Here is a 23769-nt window from a genome sequence, read left to right as displayed (position 1 = left end):
CTTATCTGAAGGATTTCCTAGTTTTTTAACCGTTTTGGGGAAATTGTTTGTTTTCTAGGGAAATCGTAAGTATAATCGAGAATGAGTATATTAAATTAGCTTTTCTGAATAACGCGGAAAGTCTTTTTTGTATGAAATGACCGTATTAATGTTGCGGTATTAAATTTACCGTAGCTGCAAGTAATTTATAGGAAATATTGAAGAGGTGCAGATATGAAACAAAGTATGACGTTGATCCCTACATTGAGGGAAGTGCCTGCAGATGCTGAAATCAAAAGCCATCAGCTGCTATTACGTGCAGGATTTATGAGACAAAACTCCAGCGGTGTTTATAGTTTTATGCCGCTTGGAAAAAAGGTGCTTCAAAAGGTTGAGGCGATCGTTCGGGAAGAGCTGGAGAATGCTGGTGCAGTAGAATTGTTGATGCCGGCTTTACAACAAGCCGAATTCTGGCAGGAATCTGGACGCTGGTATACCTATGGTCCAGAGTTGATGCGTCTTAAGGATCGTAACAACCGTGAATTTGCGCTTGGTGCCACACATGAAGAAGTGATAACCAGCTTAGTTCGTGATGAGGTGAAGTCCTACAAGCGTCTTCCATTAACGGTTTACCAAATCCAAACCAAATTCCGTGATGAAAAAAGACCGCGTTTCGGATTGCTGCGTGGACGTGAGTTCATCATGAAGGATGCTTATTCTTTCCATGCCAATCAAGAAAGCCTGGATGCTGTTTATAAAAATTTATATGCGGCATATTCCAATATATTTAGCCGTTGTGGGTTGAACTTCCGTGCCGTCATTGCCGATTCTGGGGCGATGGGTGGTAAAGATACACATGAATTCATGGTCCTGTCTGACATAGGGGAGGATACCATCGCATATTCGGATACTTCCGATTATGCAGCTAATATTGAAATGGCACCTGTGAGTGTAAACTATGAAAAAAGCTCCGAAGAACAAAGTGCACTTGAAAAAATTCATACACCTGGCCAAAAATCGATTGAAGAAGTTGCATCATTCTTGAATACCGATGCAGAGAAACTAATAAAATCGTTATTGTTTAAAGTGGATGAAAAGTATGTGCTTGTTTTGGTACGAGGAGATCATGAGGTCAATGATATTAAGCTGAAGAATTTTTATAACGCTTCAATCGTTGATTTGGTCGATCCAAATGAGACGAAGGAAGTCTTAGGATGTACAATTGGATCTCTCGGACCAATCAATGTCACTTCTGAGGTTGAAGTGATTGCGGATTTTGCCGTCGAAGCCATGGTTAATGGAGTTTGTGGTGCAAATGAGGAAGACCACCATTATGTGAACGTAAATCCCGCTCGTGATTTTAACGTGGCCAATTATATAGATCTACGTTTCATCCAAGAGGGTGACCCATCACCGGACGGAAACGGAAAAATCAAATTTGCCAAAGGGATTGAGGTAGGCCACGTATTCAAACTAGGAACTAAATATTCCGAAGCTATGAATGCGACATTCCTAGATGAAAATGGACGGTCGCAGCCAATGATCATGGGATGTTATGGTATTGGGGTTTCCCGTACACTTGCAGCTGTTGCTGAACAATTCAACGATGAAAAAGGATTGGTCTGGCCAGCGAATTTAGCGCCATACCAAGTCCATTTGATTCCAATAAATATGAAGGATGATTCTCAGGCTGCCCTGGGAGAAGATTTATATAATGAGTTAAAGGCACAAGGCATGGAAGTTCTAATGGATGATCGTCAAGAACGTGCGGGCGTGAAATTCGCAGACTCCGACTTGATCGGTCTTCCTGTCAGGGTGACTGTAGGTAAAAAGGCATCCGACGGAATCGTCGAAGTGAAAATCCGTAAAACGGGTGAGGTTCTTGAAATTGAAAGAGCTGAATTAACTCAAAAGCTTCACGAAATATTGGGGTAATTTAAAAATAGGGGAATTAGGCATCATTCAATTGGATGATGCCTTTCCTTTTCATGGATTTGGATACTAGTGAAACATTCATGATATGTTATAATAGCCTCTGATATCAAAAACGAAAATGATAGTGAATAATATCTAAAGAGATAGTAGATAGGGGAGAGAGGGAATGGATCAAAATCCAAATAGCGGTAGAGAGAGATTTCAACTCTTGCTCCAGCAAATGGACTTGACTGAGGATGCCTTTGTGAATTATTTCATAGGTGCCGAAATTGATAAACTCTCGATCGAGAGGGAGTCCAAAACATGGCATTTTGCCTTTAATATACCTGCATTAATTCCTTGCAGTGTTCATACAAGACTTGCTACTCATCTAGCAAGTACGTTTTCCCATATTGCAAAGGTCACATTCAACTTGAATGTGGCCAATCCGCAGGTGACGGAACAATTGGTGATAGAGTATTGGAAAAACTGCATTGGCGAGCTTGAAGGCATGTCTCCAGCACTTTTATCACTTCTGAATGAACAAGTGCCAACGGTGAATGGATATAAGCTTATCGTAAGCGCCCGAAATGATACGGAGGCTGGTCAGTTAAAACGCAAATACTCCGGCATCATTTCGAATATCTACCAAACATTCGGTTTTCCTCCGTTGACACTTGAAGCGGAAGTGAAGGAAACGGTTTCGAATCCTGATTACCAGAAGTTTTTAGAAGAGAAACAAAAGGAAGACGCGGAAAAGGGACTTGCCGCCCTAGTGGAAATGCAGAAGAAAGAATCGGAAAAAGGCGGCGACGATGGCGTCTACGAAGGACCGGTTAAAATTGGCTATACGATTAAAGAAGATGCGGATTTCCGCAGAATCGAACAGATTATCGATGAAGAGCGCAGGATTGCCATCGAAGGCTTCGTATTTGATGCAGAAGTGCGTGAGTTACGCAGCGGACGAAGCCTGCTGACCTTTAAAGTCACCGATTATACGAGCTCGATATTGGTCAAAATGTTTTCGCGTGATAAAGAAGATGCCGCCATACTTGCCCGAGTGAAAAAAGGGATGTGGGTACGTGCCCAAGGCAGCATTCAAAATGATACATTCGTACGTGACCTTGTAATGATCGCAAATGATATAAATGAAATTTCTAAACAAGGACGGCAGGATAAGGCTCCAGAAGGGGAAAAGCGTGTCGAACTGCATATGCATACCCCAATGAGCTCGATGGATGCAGTGACACCTACTTCTGCGCTTGTTGCCCAGGCTGCAAAGTGGGGACATAAGGCTGTGGCCATTACAGATCATGCGGGAGCACAATCATTTCCTGAAGCTTATAGTGCCGGGAAAAAGAATGGTATCAAAATCCTTTATGGCGTAGAAGTGAATCTTGTAAATGATGGTGTACCAATTGTTTATAATGAGGCGCATATCGCTTTGGCAGATGCCACCTATGTTGTGTTTGACGTAGAGACGACAGGCCTGTCAGCTGTTTATGATACGATCATTGAATTTGCTGCAGTGAAAATTCGTGGCGGTGACATCATTGATCGATTCGAGTCATTTGCGAATCCGCATCACCCACTATCCAATACGACGATAGAATTGACTGGAATCACTGATGATCTTGTACAAAATGCTCCAGAAGTCTCGGAAGTACTGGAAAAGTTCAAGGACTGGGCAGGCGATGCAATCCTGGTTGCCCACAACGCAGCCTTCGATATGGGCTTTTTGAATATAGGTTATAAAAACTTGGGTTATCCTAAAGCTTCCAATCCAGTACTTGATACATTGGAACTTGCCCGTTTCCTATATCCAGAGTTTAAAAATCACCGGTTAAATACATTATGTAAAAAGTTCGATATTGATTTGACCCAGCATCATAGGGCCATTTATGACGCCGAAGCTACTGGTTACCTTATGCTGAAGATGCTGAAGGATGCAATGGAAAAGGAGATTACCCATCATGATCAACTTAATGACAATATGGGTAAAGGAAATGCTTATCAGCGTTCCCGGCCGTCACATTGTACACTGATCGCGCAAACACAGGCTGGGTTAAAAAACCTATTCAAATTAATTTCAATATCACACATCGATTATTTCTATCGTGTGCCCCGGTTACCGCGCTCACAACTTAAAAAGTATCGTGAAGGAATCTTGGTGGGATCGGGTTGCGATAAAGGGGAAGTTTTTGAAGGGATGATGCAGAAGGGTTTTGAGGAAGTCGTCGATATCGCCGAATTCTACGATTATCTTGAAATTCATCCGAAGGAAGTGTATCAGCATTTGATTGAGCTTGAATATGTACGGGATGATAAATCATTAGAAACGATCATCTCCAATATCGTCAAGCTTGGTGAAAAATTGGATAAGCCAGTCGTAGCCACGGGAAATGTGCATTATTTGGAGCCGAATGATAAAATTTACCGCAAAATCCTTGTGAATTCACAAGGCGGCGCCAATCCGCTGAATCGTCATAAGCTGCCTGACGTACATTTTCGGACAACAGATGAAATGCTGCGGGAATTCTCCTTCCTCGGTTCCGAGAAAGCCAAAGAGGTCGTGGTGACCAACACGAATAAAATCGCTGATATGATTGAAGAAATCAAGCCAATCAAGGATGAGTTATACACACCTAAAATTGAAGGTGCAGATGAAGAGATGCGTGAAATGAGTTATGGCATGGCAAGGAAGATTTATGGAGAGAACCTGCCTGAAATCGTGGAAGCCCGTCTTGAAAAAGAATTGAAAAGCATCATTGGCCACGGTTTTGCCGTTATTTATTTAATTTCTCACAAACTTGTTAAAAAATCATTGAATGATGGTTATCTAGTTGGTTCAAGGGGGTCGGTTGGATCATCTTTCGTTGCCACCATGACTGAAATTACAGAGGTAAATCCGCTTCCGCCGCATTATGTATGTCCGGAGTGCAAGAAATCCGAATTCTTCAATGACGGTTCTGTAGGTTCCGGGTTTGACCTGCCCGATAAAGACTGTCCCGATTGCGGCATTGCTTATACAAAAGACGGGCATGATATCCCGTTTGAAACTTTCCTTGGGTTTAAAGGGGATAAGGTTCCCGATATCGACTTGAACTTCTCCGGTGAATATCAGCCGAAGGCCCATAACTATACGAAGGTCTTATTCGGTGAAGAATATGTATATCGTGCAGGGACGATTGGTACGGTCGCCGAAAAAACGGCTTATGGATATGTAAAGGGGTATTCCTCCGATAATAACATCCATATGCGTGGAGCCGAGACTGATCGCCTTGTTGCCGGCTGTACTGGTGTGAAACGGACGACAGGACAGCATCCGGGCGGAATCATCGTTGTTCCGGATTATATGGATATCTATGATTTCACACCTATTCAGTTCCCTGCGGATGACAGGAATTCCGAGTGGAAAACTACTCACTTTGATTTCCATTCCATTCACGATAATATTTTGAAACTTGATATACTTGGACACGATGATCCGACTGTAATCCGGATGCTTCAAGATTTAAGCGGCATCGATCCAAAGACCGTTCCTACCGATGATCCGGAAGTAATGAAAATATTCAGCAGCACTGAATCTTTAGGAGTTACCGAGGAACAGATCATGTGTAAAACGGGTACGCTTGGCATCCCGGAATTTGGTACGCGTTTTGTCCGGCAAATGCTTGAAGATACGAAACCTACGACATTTTCCGAACTTGTTCAGATTTCGGGGCTTTCCCACGGTACGGATGTATGGCTGAGCAATGCACAGGAACTGATTCACAACCGGATATGTACACTGAGTGAGGTTATAGGCTGCCGGGATGATATTATGGTCTATTTGATTTATCAAGGTCTTGATCCTTCCCTGGCGTTTAAAATCATGGAATCTGTTCGTAAAGGGAAAGGGCTCTCTGAGGAATTCGAAGAGGAAATGAGGAAAAATGAGGTACCGGAATGGTATATCGATTCATGTAAGAAGATTAAATACATGTTCCCGAAAGCCCATGCTGCAGCTTACGTCTTGATGGCTGTCCGGATTGCCTATTTTAAAGTCCATCTGCCTTTATTGTATTATGCAGCCTATTTCACAGTGCGTGCCGATGATTTTGAAATCGACGCCATGACACGGGGATCGCAGGCCATCAAAGCAAAGATGGAAGAAATCATGGTAAAGGGATTGGATGCATCCACCAAGGAAAAGAATACATTGACGGTTCTCGAACTTGCTTTGGAAATGTGTGAACGCGGATATTCCTTCGCTAAAGTTGACTTGTACAAATCCAGTGCAGATCAATTCTTAATTGAAGGAAATACTTTGATACCGCCTTTCAATTCGATACCGGGTCTTGGGACGAATGCGGCGATCAATATTGTCAATGCACGGAAAAATGGTGAATTCCTCTCCAAAGAAGACCTTCAGCAACGTGGGAAGGTTTCAAAGACCATCCTTGAATACCTTGATAAACAAGGCTGTCTGGAATCATTGCCTGAACAAAATCAGTTATCATTATTTTAAAGGGGAAACTGATTTCAAAAAGGAAGAAACAGACATGATATTTGCATAAATATCTTGATTATGGTATATTTTTATTGGAAATACTAAGAGGAACCAATGGAAAGAGTGGGGAAACCCACTCTTTCGTGTTGTATTGACCATTTAATTTTGAATCCGAAACCAAGCGCATACAACGCACGTATGGAGGAAACAAATGAGTAAAAAGGTAACGGAAGTCGTAGAGGAATTAGCATTACCAATTCTTGAAGAATTGCAGCTTGAATTAGTCGAAGTGGAGTATGTGAAGGAAGGTAAAAGCTGGTTCCTTCGAGTGTACATTGATAAAGAAACAGGCGTAGATATTGATGATTGCGGAAATGTGAGTGAAAAACTCAGTGAAAAGCTTGATGAGGTTGATCCGATTCCACAAAATTATTTTCTCGAAGTTTCATCACCCGGAGCTGAAAGGCCTCTGAAAAAAGAGAAGGATTTCCTTAATGCTATCGGTAAAAATGTTTACATAAAAACATACGAGCCCATTTTAGATGAAAAAGAATTCGAAGGAATCTTAACCAGTTTCGATGGTGAAGAAGTGACACTCGAAGTCAGAATCAAGACAAGAAAGAAAACGATCGTCATACCATTCGAAAAGGTAGCGAAAGCAAGATTGGCGATTACCTTCGCTTAAGTCAAGCAAATCATTAATTTAAATATCCGTAAGGGGGATCACCATGGGCAATGAGTTATTGGATGCTCTCTATATTTTAGAAAACGAAAAAGGAATTTCCAGGGAGGTTTTGATCGACGCGATTGAATCTGCCCTTATATCGGCATATCGCCGTAACTTTAACCAAGCACAAAATGTTCGTATCGACTTGAATCTTGGTAAAGGGACTATGCGTGTATTTGCCAGAAAAGACGTTGTTGACGAAGTGTTCGATTCACGTCTGGAAATTTCTGTTGAAGAAGCAAGAGCAATTGATCCCAACTATCAGTTAGAGGATATTGTCGAAATGGAAGTAACACCTAAGGATTTCGGCCGTATTGCTGCACAAACAGCAAAACAAGTCGTCACTCAAAGGGTGCGTGAAGCGGAACGGGGCATCATTTATGCCGAATTCATCGATCGTGAAGAGGATATCATGACTGGTATCGTTCAACGCCAGGATTCCCGATTCATTTATGTGAGCCTAGGTAAAATCGAAGCTTTGCTCCCGGTGAATGAGCAAATGCCGAATGAACAGTATAAGCCACATGATCGCATTAAAGTTTTCATCACTAAAGTTGAAAAGACTTCCAAGGGCCCGCAAATTTTTGTATCCCGTTCACATCCTGGCCTTTTAAAACGTTTATTCGAAATCGAAGTGCCTGAAATTTTTGATGGAACAGTAGAAATTAAGTCAGTTGCCCGCGAAGCAGGCGACCGTTCAAAAATCTCCGTGCACTCCGATAACGAAGAAGTAGATCCAGTCGGTTCTTGTGTAGGTCAAAAAGGACAGCGTGTCCAGGCCATCGTCAATGAATTGAAAGGTGAAAAAATCGATATCGTTAAATGGTCGGAGAATCCGGTCATTTTCGTTGCGAATGCTTTAAGCCCTTCAAAAGTACTTGAAGTTATTGTTAAAGAAGAGGAAAAGGCGACGACTGTAATCGTTCCGGATTATCAACTTTCCCTGGCAATTGGTAAGCGTGGACAAAATGCCCGTTTAGCTGCCAAGCTTACAGGCTGGAAAATTGATATCAAGAGTGAAACGGAAGCCCGCGAAGCTGGTATTTATCCTGTGGAAGAACAGGAATTCCTTTTGAGCAGAGATAGTTATGTTACTGAAGAGGAAACAGATTTCGAAGAGGATAACGAGTAATTCGAGGTGAAAAAAGATGAATAGCCGAAAAAAAATCCCGATGCGTAAATGTGTGGCTACAGGCGAAATGAAGCCGAAGAAAGAACTCATTCGCATCGTTCGATCTAAAGAAGGGGAAGTCAGCCTTGATCCTACCGGAAAGAAATCTGGAAGGGGAGCTTATTTGACTCTTGATCGGGATGTTATCGAGCTGGCCAAAAAGAAAAATGTGCTGGCTAATCACCTTAGTACCCAAATCGATTCTTCCCTTTATGAACAATTGCTTGAATTAGTGAATAAGGAGAAAAACTAACACCATGACCCAACAACAACAATGGATGTCTCTATTAGGTTTGGCCAATCGAGCACGCAAGCTAATTTCGGGTGAAGAATTAGTGGTTAAAGAGATTAGAAGCGGTAATGCCAAAGTTGTTATTTTATCCGCGGACGCTTCAAAAAACACTGAAAAAAAAATATCTGATAAGTGCGCATTTTATCAGGTTCCTTTAAAAAGAGTCGAAAGCAGGTCATTGCTCGGCCATGCGATAGGCAAGGATGCTAGAGTTGCCGTCGCAGTTCTGGATGAAGGTTTTGCACAAAAACTCCGAACGCTGCTCGATTAAATTTTACGGGGGTGAACGTATGACAAAATTGCGTGTATATGAATATGCAAAACAAAAGAACGTTTCAAGCAAGGATGTAATAAATAAACTTAAAGAAATGAATATAGAGGTAACAAACCATATGACAGCATTAGACGATTCAACTGTAAATAAATTAAACGATTCAATCAAACCTAAAAACGAAGATAAAAGCCAAGAACCAAAAGCTAACGCTACGGTTGCGAAGTACGAAGCTGAGGCGGATGAAAAGAGCACAGTCAATAAAGAAAAACTGAAGAAGAAACCACCAGTTAAACCTGTAGGGACGAAAAAACCAACAGGTCAGTTCAACAAAGGTCGCAATAACAAGAATAAAAATAATAAACAAAGACAACAAGCGCCTCAGGCACCTGTAACAAAACGTAAAGAAAGGGAACTTCCTGAGAAAATTACGTTTTATGAGTCTTTGACGGTTATGGAACTTGGAAAAAAACTTCACCGTGAACCTTCTGAAATCATTAAAAAACTCTTTATGCTTGGTGTTATGGCAACAATCAACCAGACTTTGGATAAAGATGCAATTGAATTGATTTGTGCGGAATACGGTGTAGTGGCCGAAGAAGAGATTCGTATCGACCTAACAGACCTGGAATCACTTGTAACTGAGGACGCTTCTGAAGATTTGATTGAACGTCCGGCTGTCGTGACGATCATGGGTCACGTCGACCATGGTAAAACGACATTGCTTGATTCTATACGCCATACAAAAGTAACTGAAGGCGAAGCAGGCGGAATCACTCAGCATATCGGTGCTTATCAAGTTAAAGTTAACGATAAGAAAATAACATTCCTGGATACACCAGGCCATGCTGCGTTTACAACAATGCGTGCCCGCGGTGCACAAGTTACCGATATCACCATCCTTGTCGTCGCTGCGGATGATGGCGTTATGCCTCAAACGATTGAAGCAATCAACCATGCTAAAGCGGCAGAAGTTCCAATTATCGTCGCTGTCAATAAGATGGATAAAGAAGCTGCCAATCCGGACCGTGTCATGCAAGAATTGACAGAGCACGGTTTAGTTTCTGAAGCATGGGGAGGAGATACGATCTTCGTACCAATTTCAGCTAAAAACGGTGAAGGCATCGACAGCTTGCTTGAAATGATTCTTCTTGTCAGTGAAGTGGAAGAGTATAAAGCTAATCCATCTCGTAAAGCAAATGGAACTGTCATCGAAGCACGTTTGGATAAAGGGCGCGGATCGGTTGCCACTTTGCTAGTTCAAAACGGAACGTTGAAAATCGGCGATCCGATTGTTATCGGTAATACATTCGGACGTGTCCGTGCTATGGTTAACGATCTTGGACGCCGTGTTAAGGATGCAGGTCCATCAACACCGGTTGAAATCACAGGATTGAACGAAGTGCCACAGGCCGGCGATCGTTTCATCGTCTTTGAAGATGAGAAAACAGCCCGTCAAGTTGGGGAAGTGCGTGCACAAAGGCAACTTGCTTCACAACGTAATGAAAAATCCCGTGTAACCCTGGATACATTGTTCGAACAAATGAAAGAAGGGGAAATTAAAGAATTGAACATCATTTTAAAGGCTGATGTTCAAGGTTCTGCGGAAGCAGTAGCCGCTTCCCTGAATAAAATAGAAGTGGAAGGCGCTAAAGTAAAAATCATACACACTGGCGTCGGTGCTATCACAGAGTCTGACATCATCCTTGCTACAGCTTCGAATGCAATCGTCATCGGATTCAACGTCCGTCCTGACGTGAATGCGAAGCGTGCAGCTGAATCAGAAAATGTTGATGTCCGCCTTCACCGCATCATTTATAAAGCGATCGAAGAGATCGAGTCAGCTATGAAAGGGATGCTTGACCCTGAATTCGAAGAAAAAATTATCGGTCAGGCTGAAGTCCGTACGACTTTCAAAGTATCCAAGGTTGGTACGATTGCCGGTTCTTACGTTACAGAAGGAAAAATCACTCGTGACAGCGGAATTCGCTTAATTCGTCAAGGTGTCGTCATTTTCGAAGGTGAAATTGATGCATTGAAACGCTTTAAAGATGATGTAAAAGAAGTGGCAACGAACTATGAGTGCGGTATTACGATTAAAAATTATAACGACCTTAAAGAAGGCGATGTAATTGAAGCGTATGTTATGGAAGAGATTGAACGTAAATGATCGTTGGCTCTGTCCAATGTGAATGCATCATCCATGACACCCATTCTTTGAAAGAAAAACGGGCCGTGCTTCAGCGTGTCATGACACGGCTTAAGCAGAAGTTCAATATTTCTGTAGCAGAAACCGATTTTCAGGATTTATGGCAGCGGACAACGATTACTATCGTTACCGTAACATCCTCACGGAAGGCTACAGAACGGGAACTTCAAAATGCCCTTAAATTTCTAGATTCTTTTCCGGAACTAGAGCGAACAATAACAGATATAGACTGGCTTTAGGCTATCGAGGTGATATTATGAGCCTTCGTTCAAATCGTGTTGGCGAACAAATGAAAAAAGAGCTGAGTGAAATTATCGGCCGAAAAATTAAAGATCCAAGAATCGGATTTGTTACTGTGACGGATGTCGCGGTTACAGGCGATTTACAACAGGCAACAGTTTATATTTCCGTTTTGGGTGACCAGGAACAAAGGGAGAAAACCCTGCAAGGTCTAGCTAAGGCGAAAGGATTCATGCGTTCAGAAATTGGGCAGCGGATCCGCCTTCGCAAAACCCCTGAGCTGTTTTTTGAATTTGATGAATCGGTCGATTATGGTAATCGTATCGAGTCGTTGATTTCCCAAATCAATAAACCGGCTGAAAAAGACGAGGAATAAGCAAGCAGTAAAAGGAGGCCGACTCAATAAGTGCTTTGCACTTCTTGAAGTCGGTCTCTTTTTTTTGAAAAATGGATATGTAAAAAAGCGAAAAACACCTATCGAAATGGGAATTCATTTTGCTTTATGATAGTAATTTAGGGTGTTTTATAAATGATGAGGTGAAAGCGTGAACGGTATTCTTCCATTATGGAAACCCAAGGGATTGACATCCCATGATTGTGTTTTTAAATTAAGAAAGATCCTAAAGACTAAAAAGGTTGGGCACACAGGTACTTTAGATCCTGATGTAACAGGGGTTTTACCTATTTGTATTGGCAGGGCAACCAAGATAGCCGAATATTTGACAGAAGCCGGTAAAGCGTATGAAGGGGAAGTGACCCTTGGTTTTTCCACGACAACTGAAGACGCAAGCGGTGAAAAAGTGGAAGAGAAAAAGGTTGATCAAGTGATTCAGCGTAAACGGATTCTGGAAGTGCTGGAATCACTGACTGGAAAGATTGAACAGACGCCGCCAATGTATTCAGCAGTAAAGGTAAACGGGAAGAAGTTATATGAATATGCCCGTGCAGGGGTGGAAGTGGAGAGGCCGACAAGGGAGGTCACCATTTATGATATTAATCTTCTCGATGATCGTTCTGAATTTAAAGGGGAAACCATCTCTTTTCGGTTTCGCGTCAAATGCAGCAAAGGAACGTATATTCGGACGCTTGCAGTCATGATGGGGGAAGAATTGGGTTTTCCTGCCCATATGTCAGACTTGACACGTATTGAATCAGCAGGTTTTAAGCAGGAGGATTGTTTCACATTTGCTGAAGTGGAAGACTTCATGGAAAGTGGACAAACGGATAAATTTCTGCTGCCTTTGGAACGGGGATTATTTCATTTGCCCAAATTTCAGATTAGTGATAAAGTAGCAAAGAAAGTACTTAACGGTGCGGTATTGGAACAAACAAAGGATGTTGTTGTTGATAAAGGGATGCCTTTTGTTATGGTCGACCCAGCAGATAAGGCCATTGCCATTTATCAAATACATCCGACAAAAGAGGGATTAATTAAACCTGTAAAAGTATTGGCACAAGAATTATAGACCGTTTTACCGTCGGAAAGAGGAGATTGAAAGGTGAAAGTGATCGCAATAGAGCATCCTCATCAATTTAATTCGGATGATTTTCCCGAGCTTGTAATGGCGCTTGGATTTTTTGATGGTATACATAAAGGTCATCAGATTGTTATTCAGACCGCCAAGCAAAAAGCCGATGAAATGAATCTTAAGTCAGCAGTAATGACATTTGACCCGCATCCTTCTGCAGTACTGGGTAGGAAAACGGAAAATATCCGCTATATCACTCCACTTGAAGATAAGGTGGATATCATAGAGTCGATGGAGATAGATTATTTATTCATTGTCCATTTCAGCAAGGAATTTGCTTCGGTTCTGCCGCAGCGGTTCGTTGACGAATACATTGCCGGGCTGAATGTCCGTCACGTAGTTGCAGGCTTTGATTATTCCTACGGTCGCTATGGTCAAGGATCGATGGAAGATTTGCCTGTTTATGCACAGGGCAGATTTTCACAGACAGTCGTCGCAAAACAGACAATTGAAGATGAAAAGGTTAGCTCGACGAGAATCAGGGAAACTCTCGGTAACGGTAGCTTTACCGACTTTTATCATTTGGCTGGCCGCCGCTATTTAACGAAAGGTCATGTCGTTCACGGTGAAAAGCGGGGCAGGAAATTGGGTTTCCCCACCGCTAATATTGATGTGGGTGATGATTATATTTTTCCTGCTGCCGGCGTATATGCCGTCAGGATCAAAATAAGCGGTAAATGGTATAAAGGGGTTTGCAATGTCGGTTACAAACCTACATTCCACGAAGAAAAACCTAAATATCCGACTGTAGAGGTTCATGCCTTGGAGTTCTCGGGAGATATTTATGGCAACCAAGTCTCGGTTGAGTGGCATATAAGACTTCGGAGTGAGCAGAAATTTTCCGGACTTGAAGCATTGGTCGCTCAGATCGAAACGGATAAGCAAAATGCCATAGCCTATTTTGCAAAGCTTGAAGGATAAAAGACAAGACTTGCAATTTTAATGAAAAACATGTATTCTATTGTATGTATGAAAATAACCATTGCTTGGCTAGTCGAGACTCCGACGCTGGCTCGGTAATAGGTGATTTTACAGAATTTTAGGAGGAATAATAACATGGCAATTACACAAGTACGCAAAAACGAACTTATCGCTGAGTTCAGAACTCACGATACTGACACTGGGTCTCCAGAAGTTCAAATCGCAGTATTAACAGAAGAAATCAACAACTTGAACGGTCACTTACGCACACACAAAAAAGACCACCATTCACGTCGCGGTCTTCTAAAAATGGTAGGTAAACGTCGTAATCTTTTAACTTACCTACGTAACAAAGACGTTACTCGTTACCGTACACTAATTAACAAATTAGGTCTACGTAGATAATTTTTTCAGGAAGGCGGGAAATTTCCCGCTTTTTTGATGTTAATCAAATGATTTGGACGTATTCTACTTAAGGCTGGGCCTTCGTCCTTGGGACTCGGCAGGAGCCGGGTCCTTTTCCATTTATAAATGATCGGGATATACATAATCAAATGAATGAAATTTTTATTCATTTTACTGTTAATGCTTGTTTTTTTCGTGCATAATAGGAATAGTTTGGTTTTAACTCGAGTTCAGTTACTTTTCACATATAAATGATTTATCCAATACAGGTTTAGGTAAACTAAGCCTCTAAGTGAAGATTCAGAGAGGGGTTTAATAAATGGGACAGGAAAAACATACGTATTCATTTGACTGGGCCGGCCGTAATGTAACGGTAGAGATAGGGCAATTGGCCAAACAAGCGAACGGGGCAGTTTTAGTCCGTTATGGAGAAACTGCTGTATTAAGTACAGCGACGGCTTCAAAGGAACCTAGAAATGTCGACTTTTTCCCTTTAACAGTCAACTATGAAGAAAGACTATATGCAGTCGGTAAAATTCCGGGAGGCTTCATTAAACGTGAAGGACGACCGAGTGAAAGGGCAATTCTTGCAAGCCGCTTGATTGACCGTCCAATCCGTCCGCTTTTCGCCGATGGCTTCAGGAATGATGTTCAAATCATCAGCATGGTCATGAGTGTCGATCAGGATTGTTCTACGGAAATGGCAGCTATGCTAGGTTCTTCACTTGCACTTTCAGTTTCCGATATTCCGTTTGAAGGTCCAATTGCCGGAGTTGTAGTGGGGAGGATCAATAATGAATTCATTATTAACCCTACTGTCGACCAACTAGCTAAAAGTGACATCAATCTGACGGTTGCCGGCACTAAAGATGCTATCAACATGGTTGAAGCCGGAGCAAATGAAGTACCAGAGGAAACGATGCTTGAAGCAATCATGTTTGGACATGATGAAATCAAGAAGATCATTGCATTCCAAGAGAAAATCGTTGCTGAAATCGGCAAGGAAAAAATGCAGGTCACTTTATATCAAGTGGATGCAGAACTGGAAGCAGAAGTTAAAGGCCTATGTGAAGCAGACTTGAACAAAGCTGTACAAGTTCAGGAAAAGCATGCTCGTGAAGACGCGATCAAAGAAGTAAAAGATCGTGTATTGGGTCATTATGAGGAAGAAACTGATGAAGAAAAATTAAAGCAAATCAAAGAAATCCTGAATAAATTGGTCAAATCCGAAGTCCGCCGTTTAATCACGGAAGATAAAGTGCGTCCGGATGGCCGTAATCCTGACGAAATCAGACCATTATCATCAGAAGTTACGATTCTGCCTCGTACACATGGTTCCGGATTGTTCACACGCGGACAAACCCAAGCTCTATCCATCTGTACATTAGGTGCGCTTGGTGATGTGCAGATTCTGGACGGACTTGGAACCGAAGAGTCAAAACGTTTTATGCACCACTATAACTTCCCGCATTTCAGTGTCGGTGAAACTGGCCCTATCCGTGGGGCAGGACGCCGAGAAATCGGTCATGGTGCACTTGGTGAAAGGGCATTGGAGCCTGTTATTCCAAACGATAAAGACTTCCCTTATACAATCAGACTTGTTTCTGAAGTGCTTGAATCAAACGGTTCAACATCACAAGCAAGTATTTGTGCAAGCACGTTGGCAATGATGGATGCAGGTGTTCCATTGAAGGCTCCAGTTGCCGGTATTGCCATGGGTCTTGTCAAATCAGGTGAGCACTATACAATCTTAACGGATATTCAAGGCATGGAAGACCATCTGGGAGACATGGACTTTAAAGTCGCAGGTACTTCAAAAGGTGTTACTGCCCTGCAAATGGATATTAAGATTGAGGGTCTTTCAAGAGAGATCCTTGAAGAAGCTTTACTTCAAGCCAAACATGGCCGGATGCATATTTTGGAATCAATGATGTCAACAATCAATCAACCGCGTGAGCAGTTATCCAAATATGCTCCAAAAATCGTTACGATGTCCATAAATCCGGATAAGATCCGTGATGTGATTGGACCGAGCGGAAAACATATCAACAAAATCATTGAAGAAACTGGCGTGAAAATCGACATCGAACAAGATGGAACGGTATTCATATCCTCTACTGATGAACCAATGATTCAAAAAGCGAAGAAAATCATTGAGGATATCGTACGTGAAGTCGTAGTGGGCGAACTATACTTAGGTAAAGTTAAACGTATCGAAAAGTTCGGTGCCTTCGTTGAAATCTTCAACGGTAAAGACGGTTTGGTACATATTTCTGAACTGGCTGAAGAAAGAGTCGGAAAAGTGGAAGATGTCGTTTCACTTGGCGATGAATTATTGGTTAAAGTTACTGAGATCGATAAGCAAGGAAGGGTAAACCTTTCCCGTAAAGCGGTCTTGAAAGAGCAAAAAGAGGCAGCCAACCCTTCTCAATCGTAATGAAAAATGAAATCCGGCATGCGGTTCCTTGTGAATCTGCATGCTTTTTTTGTTTAAAGTATGGGAATATCCATAGTGTGAATGGCGTTAAAAGGATGTCAAGTTCTACCTTGTCCGTTTTCTTCATACATTTTGGTATGAAGGGGGCGTAAAAAATGAATAATAAATGGAAGCAGATAGTTGCGATAAGTGCCATTGCAGGTATATCATGGTTATTAGTGCAAAATCCATATACACAAATTTATTTGACCCAATTAACCGATGATTCAGTTGCTTCAATGAAGCAAGAAGACGAGCTTCTTTTACAAATAAAAGAATCAACAAAAAAATATGAGATTGCACCACAGGATGCACGAATAGATTCTGTCTGGAAAACCGTTCCTGCATATAACGGCCTGAAGGTAAATATTGATGATTCGTATAAAGCCATGAAGAAGGAGGGCGTGTTCGATAAGGATAAGCTGGTGTTTCAGCAGGTTCCTGCGAAGATACATATGGAGGATCTGGATCCGGCTCCGATCTACCGGGCCCATCCCGAAAAGCCAGTCGTTTCATTTTTAATCAATGTAGCCTGGGGGAATGAATACTTACAAGATATGTTGGCCGTGTTAAAAAAGTATAATGTCAAGGCCACTTTTTTCCTGGAAGGCAATTGGACCAAGAAAAACCCAGATTTAGCCAAAATGATCATGGGTGGCGGACATGAAATTGGAAATCATTCTTATTCACATCCCGATATGAAAAACATCTCCGCACAAGCTACACGTGAGGAAATTCGAAAAACGAACGAAGTCATTGAAGCGGTGACGGGTTTGAAAATGAAATGGTTCGCACCACCAAGTGGAAGCTACCGGGACGAAACGGTGAAAATCGCGGATTCTTTCGGTATGGAGACCGTCATGTGGAGTGTGGATACGATCGACTGGCAAAAGCCAAGCCCTGAAGTCCTTCAACAAAGAGTGCTTTCTAAGGTACACCCCGGAGCATTTATATTGATGCATCCGACGGAATCTACTGCAAAATCATTGGAAACGTTAATAATTGAAATGAAAAAGAAAAACTTAGATGTTGTTACCGTTTCGGAAGCAGTAGATGAAGAGCGATCGAATCCATAAAGTATTGGTTACGATAGCAGCATAGAATGATTGGGAGGAATGTTAGTTGATTAAGAAATACACGTGTCAAAATGGAGTTAGAATTGTATTGGAAAATATTCCAACTGTACGCTCTGCAGCAATTGGAGTATGGATCAAAACAGGTTCAAGAAATGAAACACCGGAATTGAATGGGGTATCACATTTCTTGGAGCATATGTTCTTCAAAGGGACAGCTACGAGAAATGCGCGTGAAATTGCCGAGTCATTCGATAGTATTGGCGGACAGGTGAATGCATTCACTTCAAAAGAGTATACATGCTATTATGCTAAAGTAATGGATAACCATGCAAGCTATGCGCTTGAAATCCTTGCTGATATGTTCTTCAACTCAACATTTGATGGTGAAGAATTGAAAAAAGAAAAAAATGTCGTCTACGAAGAAATCAAAATGTACGAAGACACACCAGATGACATTGTCCATGACCTCTTAAGCAAGGCGGTATATGAAAATCATCCCCTTGGCTATCCGATACTTGGCACGGAAAATACGCTTGAAACGTTCAATAGTGATACATTAAAAAAATACGTCCATGACATGTATACACCAGATAAAGTAGTTGTATCCATTGCTGGGAATGTAGATGAAAAAATGATTAAGGAAGTCGAAAGCTACTTTGGCTCGTATCAAGGAGGGGAAGATCGTCTTGAATTGGTCAAGCCTACCTTCCATGAAAATAGGATCACCCGTAAAAAAGATACGGAACAAGCCCATTTATGCCTTGGCTACAAAGGGTTGGAAATTGGCAATGATAAAACATACAGCCTGATTACTTTGAATAATATTCTTGGAGGAAGCATGAGCAGCCGCTTATTCCAGGACGTCAGGGAGCAACGAGGCCTTGCCTATTCCGTATATTCCTATCATTCCAGCTATCAAGATAGCGGTATGGTGACGGTATATGGGGGGACAGGCACAAATCAGCTTGACAGCCTGTATGAAACCATTCAGGAAACACTGGATACTCTAAAAAGGGATGGCATTACGGAAAAGGAATTACGGAATAGTAAAGAGCAACTTAAAGGCAGCTTGATGCTTAGCCTTGAAAGCACGAATAGCCGCATGAGCCGGAACGGAAAAAATGAGCTGATGTTAGGTGAGCACCGTTCCCTTGATGATATCATCATCAAGATTGACGAGGTGACGGAGGATACCGTCAATGAATTGGCAAACCAGATTTTTACGGAACATTCATTGTCATTAGTGAGCCCGTTGGAAAACTGGGATAAATAATGACGGACAAGTCTGCACCTTCCTTTAATTAATGGGAGGTCAGGCTTTTTTTCTTTGCATGCGGGAGGGTCCAATGTTATGGACAATATTTGGATAAATGCCTTCTAAGTTTACCTTTTTCGGATATAGATTGAATAGAAGGCCAAAAAGGGGGAACCAAATTTGAGGTTGAGCGAATTGAGCGGTAAGGAAATAGTCGATGTGAATAGGGCGGAAAGATTAGGGATCCTTGGTCAGACTGATTTGGAAATAGATGAAACTGGACAAATTACCTCATTGATCATCCCATCTGTCAAATGGTTCGGCCTTTTAAGGAATGGCAGTGAAATAAGAGTTCCTTGGGAACATATAAAAAAAATCGGTGCGGATATGGTCATCATTGACTTTCAGGAAGGACTTTCACTTAAAGACGGAGAGCATATGGACGGATGATCACGCTCGCGCAGGCTCCTTGAACTTCACGGCATACAAGCTCGAAAACGCCTTAGCTGGCAATAGCTATGGCGTTTTTTCTTTTCTTATCACCGTTTTTTAAGTGAAAACATAAGATGGCAGGGTAACTAGAGAATGTAGCAAAAACCGAATTGCTTCCTGAAGGAATTGTATATCATGAGGCAAGGAATGTTTAGGATCTTTTATATAAAGAAGGTGACGGTTTTAATGCTCACAGGCATGCAAATCGCTGTAATTGGTGGAGATGCGCGTCAGCTTGAAGTTGTCCGTAAACTGACGGAGCTGGATGCAAAGCTATTATTGGTAGGTTTTGAACAGCTCGACCATGCTTTTACCGGAGCGGTTAAGGAAAAAATGGAAGATATAAACTTCAAGGAATTAGATTCAGTTATTTTACCTGTCCGGGGCACGGATTCAGATGGGAAAGTAGAAACGATTTTTTCCAGTGAAGAGGTTGTTTTGACTGAAGAAATGATAAAAAATACCCCGGCACATTGCATTTTTTATGCAGGAATCAGTAACGACTACCTTAATGAGATATTCAAGAAAGTGGATCGCAAACTCGTTCTATTGTTCGAACGTGATGATGTGGCTATTTATAATTCGATTCCCACTGTTGAGGGGGCAATCATGATGGCAATTCAACATACGGATTTTACTATCCATGGATCGAATGTAGCCGTTCTCGGTCTGGGAAGGGTCGGAATGAGTGTAGCCCGGTCATTCCATGCACTTGGAGCAAAAGTGAAGGTGGGGGCAAGAAAAAGCGAAGATATTGCGAGGATCAGTGAAATGGCATTAGCCCCTTTTCATTTAAATGAACTCGCTGCAGAAATGAAAGATGTTGATATATGTATCAATACGATTCCTTTTCCGATAATTACCGCAAAAGTTATAGCCAATATGCCCGTTCATACATTAATCATCGACCTTGCTTCAAAACCGGGGGGGACGGATTTTCGTTACGCTGAAAAAAGGGGAATTAAGGCGCTGTTGGCACCGAGCCTACCGGGTATAGTTGCCCCGAAAACAGCTGGTCAGATATTAGCGAATGCACTGGGACTATTGATTCAAGGCGAGTTCTTGAAAAGGAAGGGGAAAATGATATGAGTCTCAAAGGGAAACGTATTGGTTTCGGATTAACAGGATCACATTGCACATATGATGAGGTGTTTCCGGAAATAGAAAAACTTGTAAACGAAGGTGCGGAAGTCATTCCCATCGTAACATCGACTGTCCAAAACACGGAAACCCGTTTTGGAAAGGGAGAGGACTGGGTCGAAAGAATAGAAAAATTGACGGGGAACCATGTCGTTGATACAATCGTCAAAGCAGAGCCTTTAGGACCTAAATTGCCACTTGATTGCATGGTGATCGCTCCTTTAACGGGTAACTCAATGAGTAAAATGGCAAATGCACTTACCGATTCGCCAGTACTTATGGCTGCAAAAGCGACGATGAGAAATCACCGTCCAGTCGTGGTCGCGATATCAACTAATGATGCACTTGGGTTAAATGGTGTCAATCTAATGAGGCTGATGGCAGCTAAAGACATTTATTTCGTTCCATATGGCCAGGATAATCCCAAAGGAAAACCAAGTTCCATGGTTGCGAGGATGAGCATGATAAGGGATACGATCATAGCGGCATTGGAAAGGGAACAGATTCAACCTGTCATCGTTGAAAGGTTCAAGGATGATTTAGTCTGAACAAGTATTACTGCCTCAAACCAGCTTTCTAACGACTGACATATATGCATAAATTTGTAGGTTGAAGTTATGAAAAACCACTCCACTACCAGAATATTTTGTTAAAGTGCGACCCTTTGGAATGTTAATGTGTTAAAATAAATGATATTCTGAAAAAGAAGCAGTAAATCCAATAAATAACTAATTTAAGAGATAGAAAAGGAGTATGTATAAATGACTGAGACACAGGGATTGCGTATTGCAGTTGTGGGAGCAACTGGGGCAGTAGGACAACAAATGATTTCAACACTCGAACAAAGGGACTTACCGATTAAGAAAATCATCTTTTTATCATCGGCTCGTTCCGCAGGAATCAAACTTACGTTTAAGGGCGAAGAAATCGAAGTGCAGGAAGCAAAACCTGAAAGCTTTGAAGGCATCGATATCGCTTTATTCAGTGCTGGTGGAAGCGTGTCTAAGGAATTGGCTCCAGAAGCAGTTAAACGCGGTGCGATAGTAGTGGATAATACAAGCGCATTCCGCATGGATGAAAATGTGCCGTTAGTCGTTCCTGAAGTAAATGAAGAAGACTTGAAACAGCATAATGGGATCATTGCAAATCCGAATTGTTCAACTATCCAAATGGTTGTGGCATTGGAACCTATTCGCAAGACATACGGCTTATCAAAAATTGTTGTTTCTACCTATCAGGCTGTTTCGGGTGCAGGTGCAGCTGCGATAAATGAATTAAAGGAACAAGCTCGCGACTTGCTTGATGAAAAAGAAATAGATCCGAAAATTTTACCGGTAAAAGGGGACGAAAAGCATTATCAAATCGCATTTAACGTCATTCCCCAAATCGATAAATTCCAAGATAACGGGTACACATTCGAAGAGATGAAAATGATTAATGAAACAAAGAAAATCATGCATATGCAAAACCTTCCAGTGGCTGCAACTTGCGTGAGGCTTCCTGTTGTAACAGGTCATTCGGAATCTGTATACATTGAAGTTGAAAAAGAAGGCATAGCGGCTTCTCAAATCAAAGAGCTAATGAAAACGGCACCTGGAATAGTGTTAGAAGATGAACCGGAACAACAAGTTTACCCTACGCCTGCTTCATCCGTCGGCAAGAATGATGTATTCGTCGGTCGAATTCGCAAAGATTTGGATGAAGATAAAGGCTTCCATTTATGGGTGGTTTCCGATAATCTATTAAAAGGAGCAGCTTGGAATTCCGTTCAAATTGCTGAGAGCCTTTTGAAATTAGGTTTGGTTACCGTTAAGTAAAAATTTTATTCTTAATGAACTCGACAGAAAATTAAATTCCAATAGGATAGAGAGTTTTTGTCAGCTTCCCGGATTGGGAAGCTGGCTTATATTTGGGGTGCATATTATGAAAATTATCGTCCAGAAATACGGTGGGACATCCGTTCGTGATGAGGAAAGCCGTTCATTCGCCAAGGGGCATATTGAAAATGCGATTAAAGAAGGCTATAAAGTGGTGGTTGTGGTTTCAGCAATGGGAAGAAAAGGCGATCCTTATGCAACGGATACCTTACTTTCCCTGGTAAATGGAGCGAAAGCCTGCCTTTCAAAACGAGAACAGGATTTACTTATGTCAGTAGGGGAAACGATATCATCTGTCGTATTTACGAACATGCTCTTGGAACATGGTATTGATGCGGTCGCATATACTGGAGCTCAAGCGGGATTCTTGACGAATACCGACTATTCAAGTGCGAAAATTATCGAAATGAAATGCGACCGTCTCATGAAAGAACTTGAGGTGAAGGATGTCGTCGTTGTAGCGGGTTTCCAGGGAGCGGCTAAAAACGGGGACATCACGACCATCGGCCGTGGTGGAAGTGATACTTCAGCCGCAGCATTAGGTGCGGCATTGCAAGCTGAACGTGTCGATATATTTACGGATGTGGAAGGAATCATGACGGCAGATCCACGTATTGCCGATCAAGCTCGTCCATTATCAATCGTTTCATATACGGAAGTTTGCAATATGGCATATCAAGGGGCGAAGGTCATTCATCCGAGAGCTGTTGAAATTGCGATGCAGGCGAAAGTCCCGATTCGGATAAGGTCAACGTACAGCGAAGGTTTGGGAACACTTGTTACTAGCATGAACAAGGGAAGTCAGGGCAGTGACATACGTGAAAGGCTCGTGACCGGGATTGCCCATGTACCAAAGATCACTCAAATCAAGGTCCGTGCGAAAAAAGATCAATATAATCTGCAGGCAGAAGTTTTCAAAGCAATGGCCAATGCCTCCATTTCAGTGGACTTTATAAATATATATCCAAGTGGCGTAGTTTATACCGTTTCCGAGGAGATGACTGAACTTGCCCTCACGATTTTGGCCGAGCTTGGTCATGAACCGGTCATTGAACGGAATTGTGCCAAGGTTTCAGTAGTCGGTGCAGGCATCAATGGAGTGCCAGGTGTTGCAGCGAAGATTGTTACAGCACTATCCGAAAAGGAAATTGCCATTCTCCAGTCAGCGGACAGCCATACGACAATTTGGGTACTCGTAAAAGAGGAAGATTTAATAGAAGCTGTTAATTCCCTGCACTATGCGTTTCAATTGCATGAAAGGGAAGTCCAATAATCAGGTTTTTTAATAAATAAAGGTTTTAAA

Annotated in this window: 20 protein-coding genes; all 20 read left to right on the top strand. The window is 42.0% G+C overall.

All coding sequences use genetic code 11. The features are described from left to right. Positions 1–213 precede the first annotated feature (213 nt). The 20 genes from ACYP5M_RS21130 (at position 214) to dapG (ending at position 23739) form a co-directional block, all read left to right on the top strand. Complete coding sequence (locus tag ACYP5M_RS21130) at positions 214–1914, top strand: proline--tRNA ligase (protein WP_434169090.1); 1701 nt, start codon at positions 214–216, stop codon at positions 1912–1914. Positions 1915–2080: 166 nt separating this feature from the next. Further along, complete coding sequence (locus tag ACYP5M_RS21125; protein WP_427574124.1) at positions 2081–6403, top strand: PolC-type DNA polymerase III; 4323 nt, start codon at positions 2081–2083, stop codon at positions 6401–6403. Positions 6404–6596: 193 nt separating this feature from the next. Further along, entirely contained in the window at positions 6597–7070 is a 474-nt protein-coding gene (gene rimP / locus ACYP5M_RS21120; RefSeq protein ID WP_048684765.1) for a ribosome maturation factor RimP, read from the top strand. Between the two features lie 43 nt (positions 7071–7113). Further along, positions 7114–8244: a transcription termination factor NusA gene (gene nusA, locus ACYP5M_RS21115; protein ID WP_076366463.1), complete on the top strand. Its 1131-nt coding sequence runs from the start codon at positions 7114–7116 to the stop codon at positions 8242–8244. 16 nt (positions 8245–8260) lie between these two features. Then, positions 8261–8536, top strand: a complete 276-nt coding sequence (gene rnpM / locus ACYP5M_RS21110; RefSeq protein WP_061462443.1) for an RNase P modulator RnpM — start codon at positions 8261–8263, stop codon at positions 8534–8536. Positions 8537–8540: 4 nt separating this feature from the next. Then, positions 8541–8846, top strand: coding sequence for a YlxQ family RNA-binding protein (locus ACYP5M_RS21105; RefSeq protein ID WP_034313614.1), 306 nt, complete (start codon positions 8541–8543; stop codon positions 8844–8846). 19 nt (positions 8847–8865) lie between these two features. Then, positions 8866–11016, top strand: a complete 2151-nt coding sequence (gene infB, locus ACYP5M_RS21100; RefSeq protein ID WP_101224678.1) for a translation initiation factor IF-2 — start codon at positions 8866–8868, stop codon at positions 11014–11016. After that, the gene (locus tag ACYP5M_RS21095; protein ID WP_101224679.1) at positions 11013–11294 is read left to right on the top strand and encodes a DUF503 domain-containing protein; all 282 of its coding nucleotides are present in this window, start codon (positions 11013–11015) and stop codon (positions 11292–11294) included. The genes infB and ACYP5M_RS21095 overlap by 4 nt, the downstream gene beginning before the upstream one ends. Before the next feature lie 17 nt (positions 11295–11311). Continuing rightward, complete coding sequence (gene rbfA, locus ACYP5M_RS21090; RefSeq protein WP_101224680.1) at positions 11312–11671, top strand: 30S ribosome-binding factor RbfA; 360 nt, start codon at positions 11312–11314, stop codon at positions 11669–11671. A gap of 169 nt (positions 11672–11840) precedes the next feature. After that, on the top strand, positions 11841–12761 hold the full coding sequence (gene truB / locus ACYP5M_RS21085; protein ID WP_434169091.1) for a tRNA pseudouridine(55) synthase TruB: 921 nt from the start codon (positions 11841–11843) through the stop codon (positions 12759–12761). Positions 12762–12794: 33 nt separating this feature from the next. After that, positions 12795–13745, top strand: a complete 951-nt coding sequence (ribF, locus tag ACYP5M_RS21080) for a bifunctional riboflavin kinase/FAD synthetase (protein ID WP_101224682.1) — start codon at positions 12795–12797, stop codon at positions 13743–13745. Between the two features lie 135 nt (positions 13746–13880). Beyond that, positions 13881–14150: a 30S ribosomal protein S15 gene (gene rpsO / locus ACYP5M_RS21075; RefSeq protein ID WP_053345367.1), complete on the top strand. Its 270-nt coding sequence runs from the start codon at positions 13881–13883 to the stop codon at positions 14148–14150. Between the two features lie 319 nt (positions 14151–14469). Then, positions 14470–16587 (top strand): polyribonucleotide nucleotidyltransferase, encoded by a 2118-nt coding sequence (pnp, locus tag ACYP5M_RS21070; protein ID WP_434169092.1) that lies wholly within the window; start codon positions 14470–14472, stop codon positions 16585–16587. Positions 16588–16742: 155 nt separating this feature from the next. Then, entirely contained in the window at positions 16743–17702 is a 960-nt protein-coding gene (locus tag ACYP5M_RS21065) for a polysaccharide deacetylase family protein (protein WP_434169093.1), read from the top strand. A gap of 46 nt (positions 17703–17748) precedes the next feature. Then, the gene (locus ACYP5M_RS21060; protein WP_230177475.1) at positions 17749–18975 is read left to right on the top strand and encodes a M16 family metallopeptidase; all 1227 of its coding nucleotides are present in this window, start codon (positions 17749–17751) and stop codon (positions 18973–18975) included. A gap of 162 nt (positions 18976–19137) precedes the next feature. After that, positions 19138–19407 carry a YlmC/YmxH family sporulation protein gene (locus ACYP5M_RS21055; RefSeq protein ID WP_048684753.1) on the top strand — a complete coding sequence of 90 codons (270 nt, stop codon included), beginning with the start codon at positions 19138–19140 and terminating at the stop codon, positions 19405–19407. Between the two features lie 228 nt (positions 19408–19635). Next, positions 19636–20538, top strand: a complete 903-nt coding sequence (gene dpaA, locus ACYP5M_RS21050) for a dipicolinic acid synthetase subunit A (protein ID WP_230177688.1) — start codon at positions 19636–19638, stop codon at positions 20536–20538. Then, on the top strand, positions 20535–21137 hold the full coding sequence (locus tag ACYP5M_RS21045) for a dipicolinate synthase subunit B (RefSeq protein ID WP_101224686.1): 603 nt from the start codon (positions 20535–20537) through the stop codon (positions 21135–21137). Before dpaA ends, ACYP5M_RS21045 begins: the two co-directional genes overlap by 4 nt. A gap of 213 nt (positions 21138–21350) precedes the next feature. Beyond that, positions 21351–22406, top strand: coding sequence for an aspartate-semialdehyde dehydrogenase (gene asd / locus ACYP5M_RS21040; protein ID WP_101224687.1), 1056 nt, complete (start codon positions 21351–21353; stop codon positions 22404–22406). 106 nt (positions 22407–22512) lie between these two features. Next, positions 22513–23739 (top strand): aspartate kinase, encoded by a 1227-nt coding sequence (dapG, locus tag ACYP5M_RS21035; protein WP_230177473.1) that lies wholly within the window; start codon positions 22513–22515, stop codon positions 23737–23739. Positions 23740–23769 lie beyond the last annotated feature (30 nt).

The organism is Peribacillus sp. N1 (genome assembly GCF_054600815.1).
This window is presented reverse-complemented; position numbering and strand designations above follow the sequence as displayed.

Excerpts from the sequence above, each read along its gene's own strand:
- ACYP5M_RS21130 (WP_434169090.1), top strand. The coding sequence starts at position 214 with ATGAAACAAAGTATGACGTTGATCCCTACATTGAGGGAAGTGCCTGCA.
- ACYP5M_RS21125 (WP_427574124.1), top strand. The coding sequence starts at position 2,081 with ATGGATCAAAATCCAAATAGCGGTAGAGAGAGATTTCAACTCTTGCTC.
- rimP (WP_048684765.1), top strand. The coding sequence starts at position 6,597 with ATGAGTAAAAAGGTAACGGAAGTCGTAGAGGAATTAGCATTACCAATT.
- nusA (WP_076366463.1), top strand. The coding sequence starts at position 7,114 with ATGGGCAATGAGTTATTGGATGCTCTCTATATTTTAGAAAACGAAAAA.
- rnpM (WP_061462443.1), top strand. The coding sequence starts at position 8,261 with ATGAATAGCCGAAAAAAAATCCCGATGCGTAAATGTGTGGCTACAGGC.
- ACYP5M_RS21105 (WP_034313614.1), top strand. The coding sequence starts at position 8,541 with ATGACCCAACAACAACAATGGATGTCTCTATTAGGTTTGGCCAATCGA.
- infB (WP_101224678.1), top strand. The coding sequence starts at position 8,866 with ATGACAAAATTGCGTGTATATGAATATGCAAAACAAAAGAACGTTTCA.
- ACYP5M_RS21095 (WP_101224679.1), top strand. The coding sequence starts at position 11,013 with ATGATCGTTGGCTCTGTCCAATGTGAATGCATCATCCATGACACCCAT.
- rbfA (WP_101224680.1), top strand. The coding sequence starts at position 11,312 with ATGAGCCTTCGTTCAAATCGTGTTGGCGAACAAATGAAAAAAGAGCTG.
- rpsO (WP_053345367.1), top strand. The coding sequence starts at position 13,881 with ATGGCAATTACACAAGTACGCAAAAACGAACTTATCGCTGAGTTCAGA.
- pnp (WP_434169092.1), top strand. The coding sequence starts at position 14,470 with ATGGGACAGGAAAAACATACGTATTCATTTGACTGGGCCGGCCGTAAT.
- ACYP5M_RS21065 (WP_434169093.1), top strand. The coding sequence starts at position 16,743 with ATGAATAATAAATGGAAGCAGATAGTTGCGATAAGTGCCATTGCAGGT.
- dpaA (WP_230177688.1), top strand. The coding sequence starts at position 19,636 with ATGCTCACAGGCATGCAAATCGCTGTAATTGGTGGAGATGCGCGTCAG.
- ACYP5M_RS21045 (WP_101224686.1), top strand. The coding sequence starts at position 20,535 with ATGAGTCTCAAAGGGAAACGTATTGGTTTCGGATTAACAGGATCACAT.
- asd (WP_101224687.1), top strand. The coding sequence starts at position 21,351 with ATGACTGAGACACAGGGATTGCGTATTGCAGTTGTGGGAGCAACTGGG.
- dapG (WP_230177473.1), top strand. The coding sequence starts at position 22,513 with ATGAAAATTATCGTCCAGAAATACGGTGGGACATCCGTTCGTGATGAG.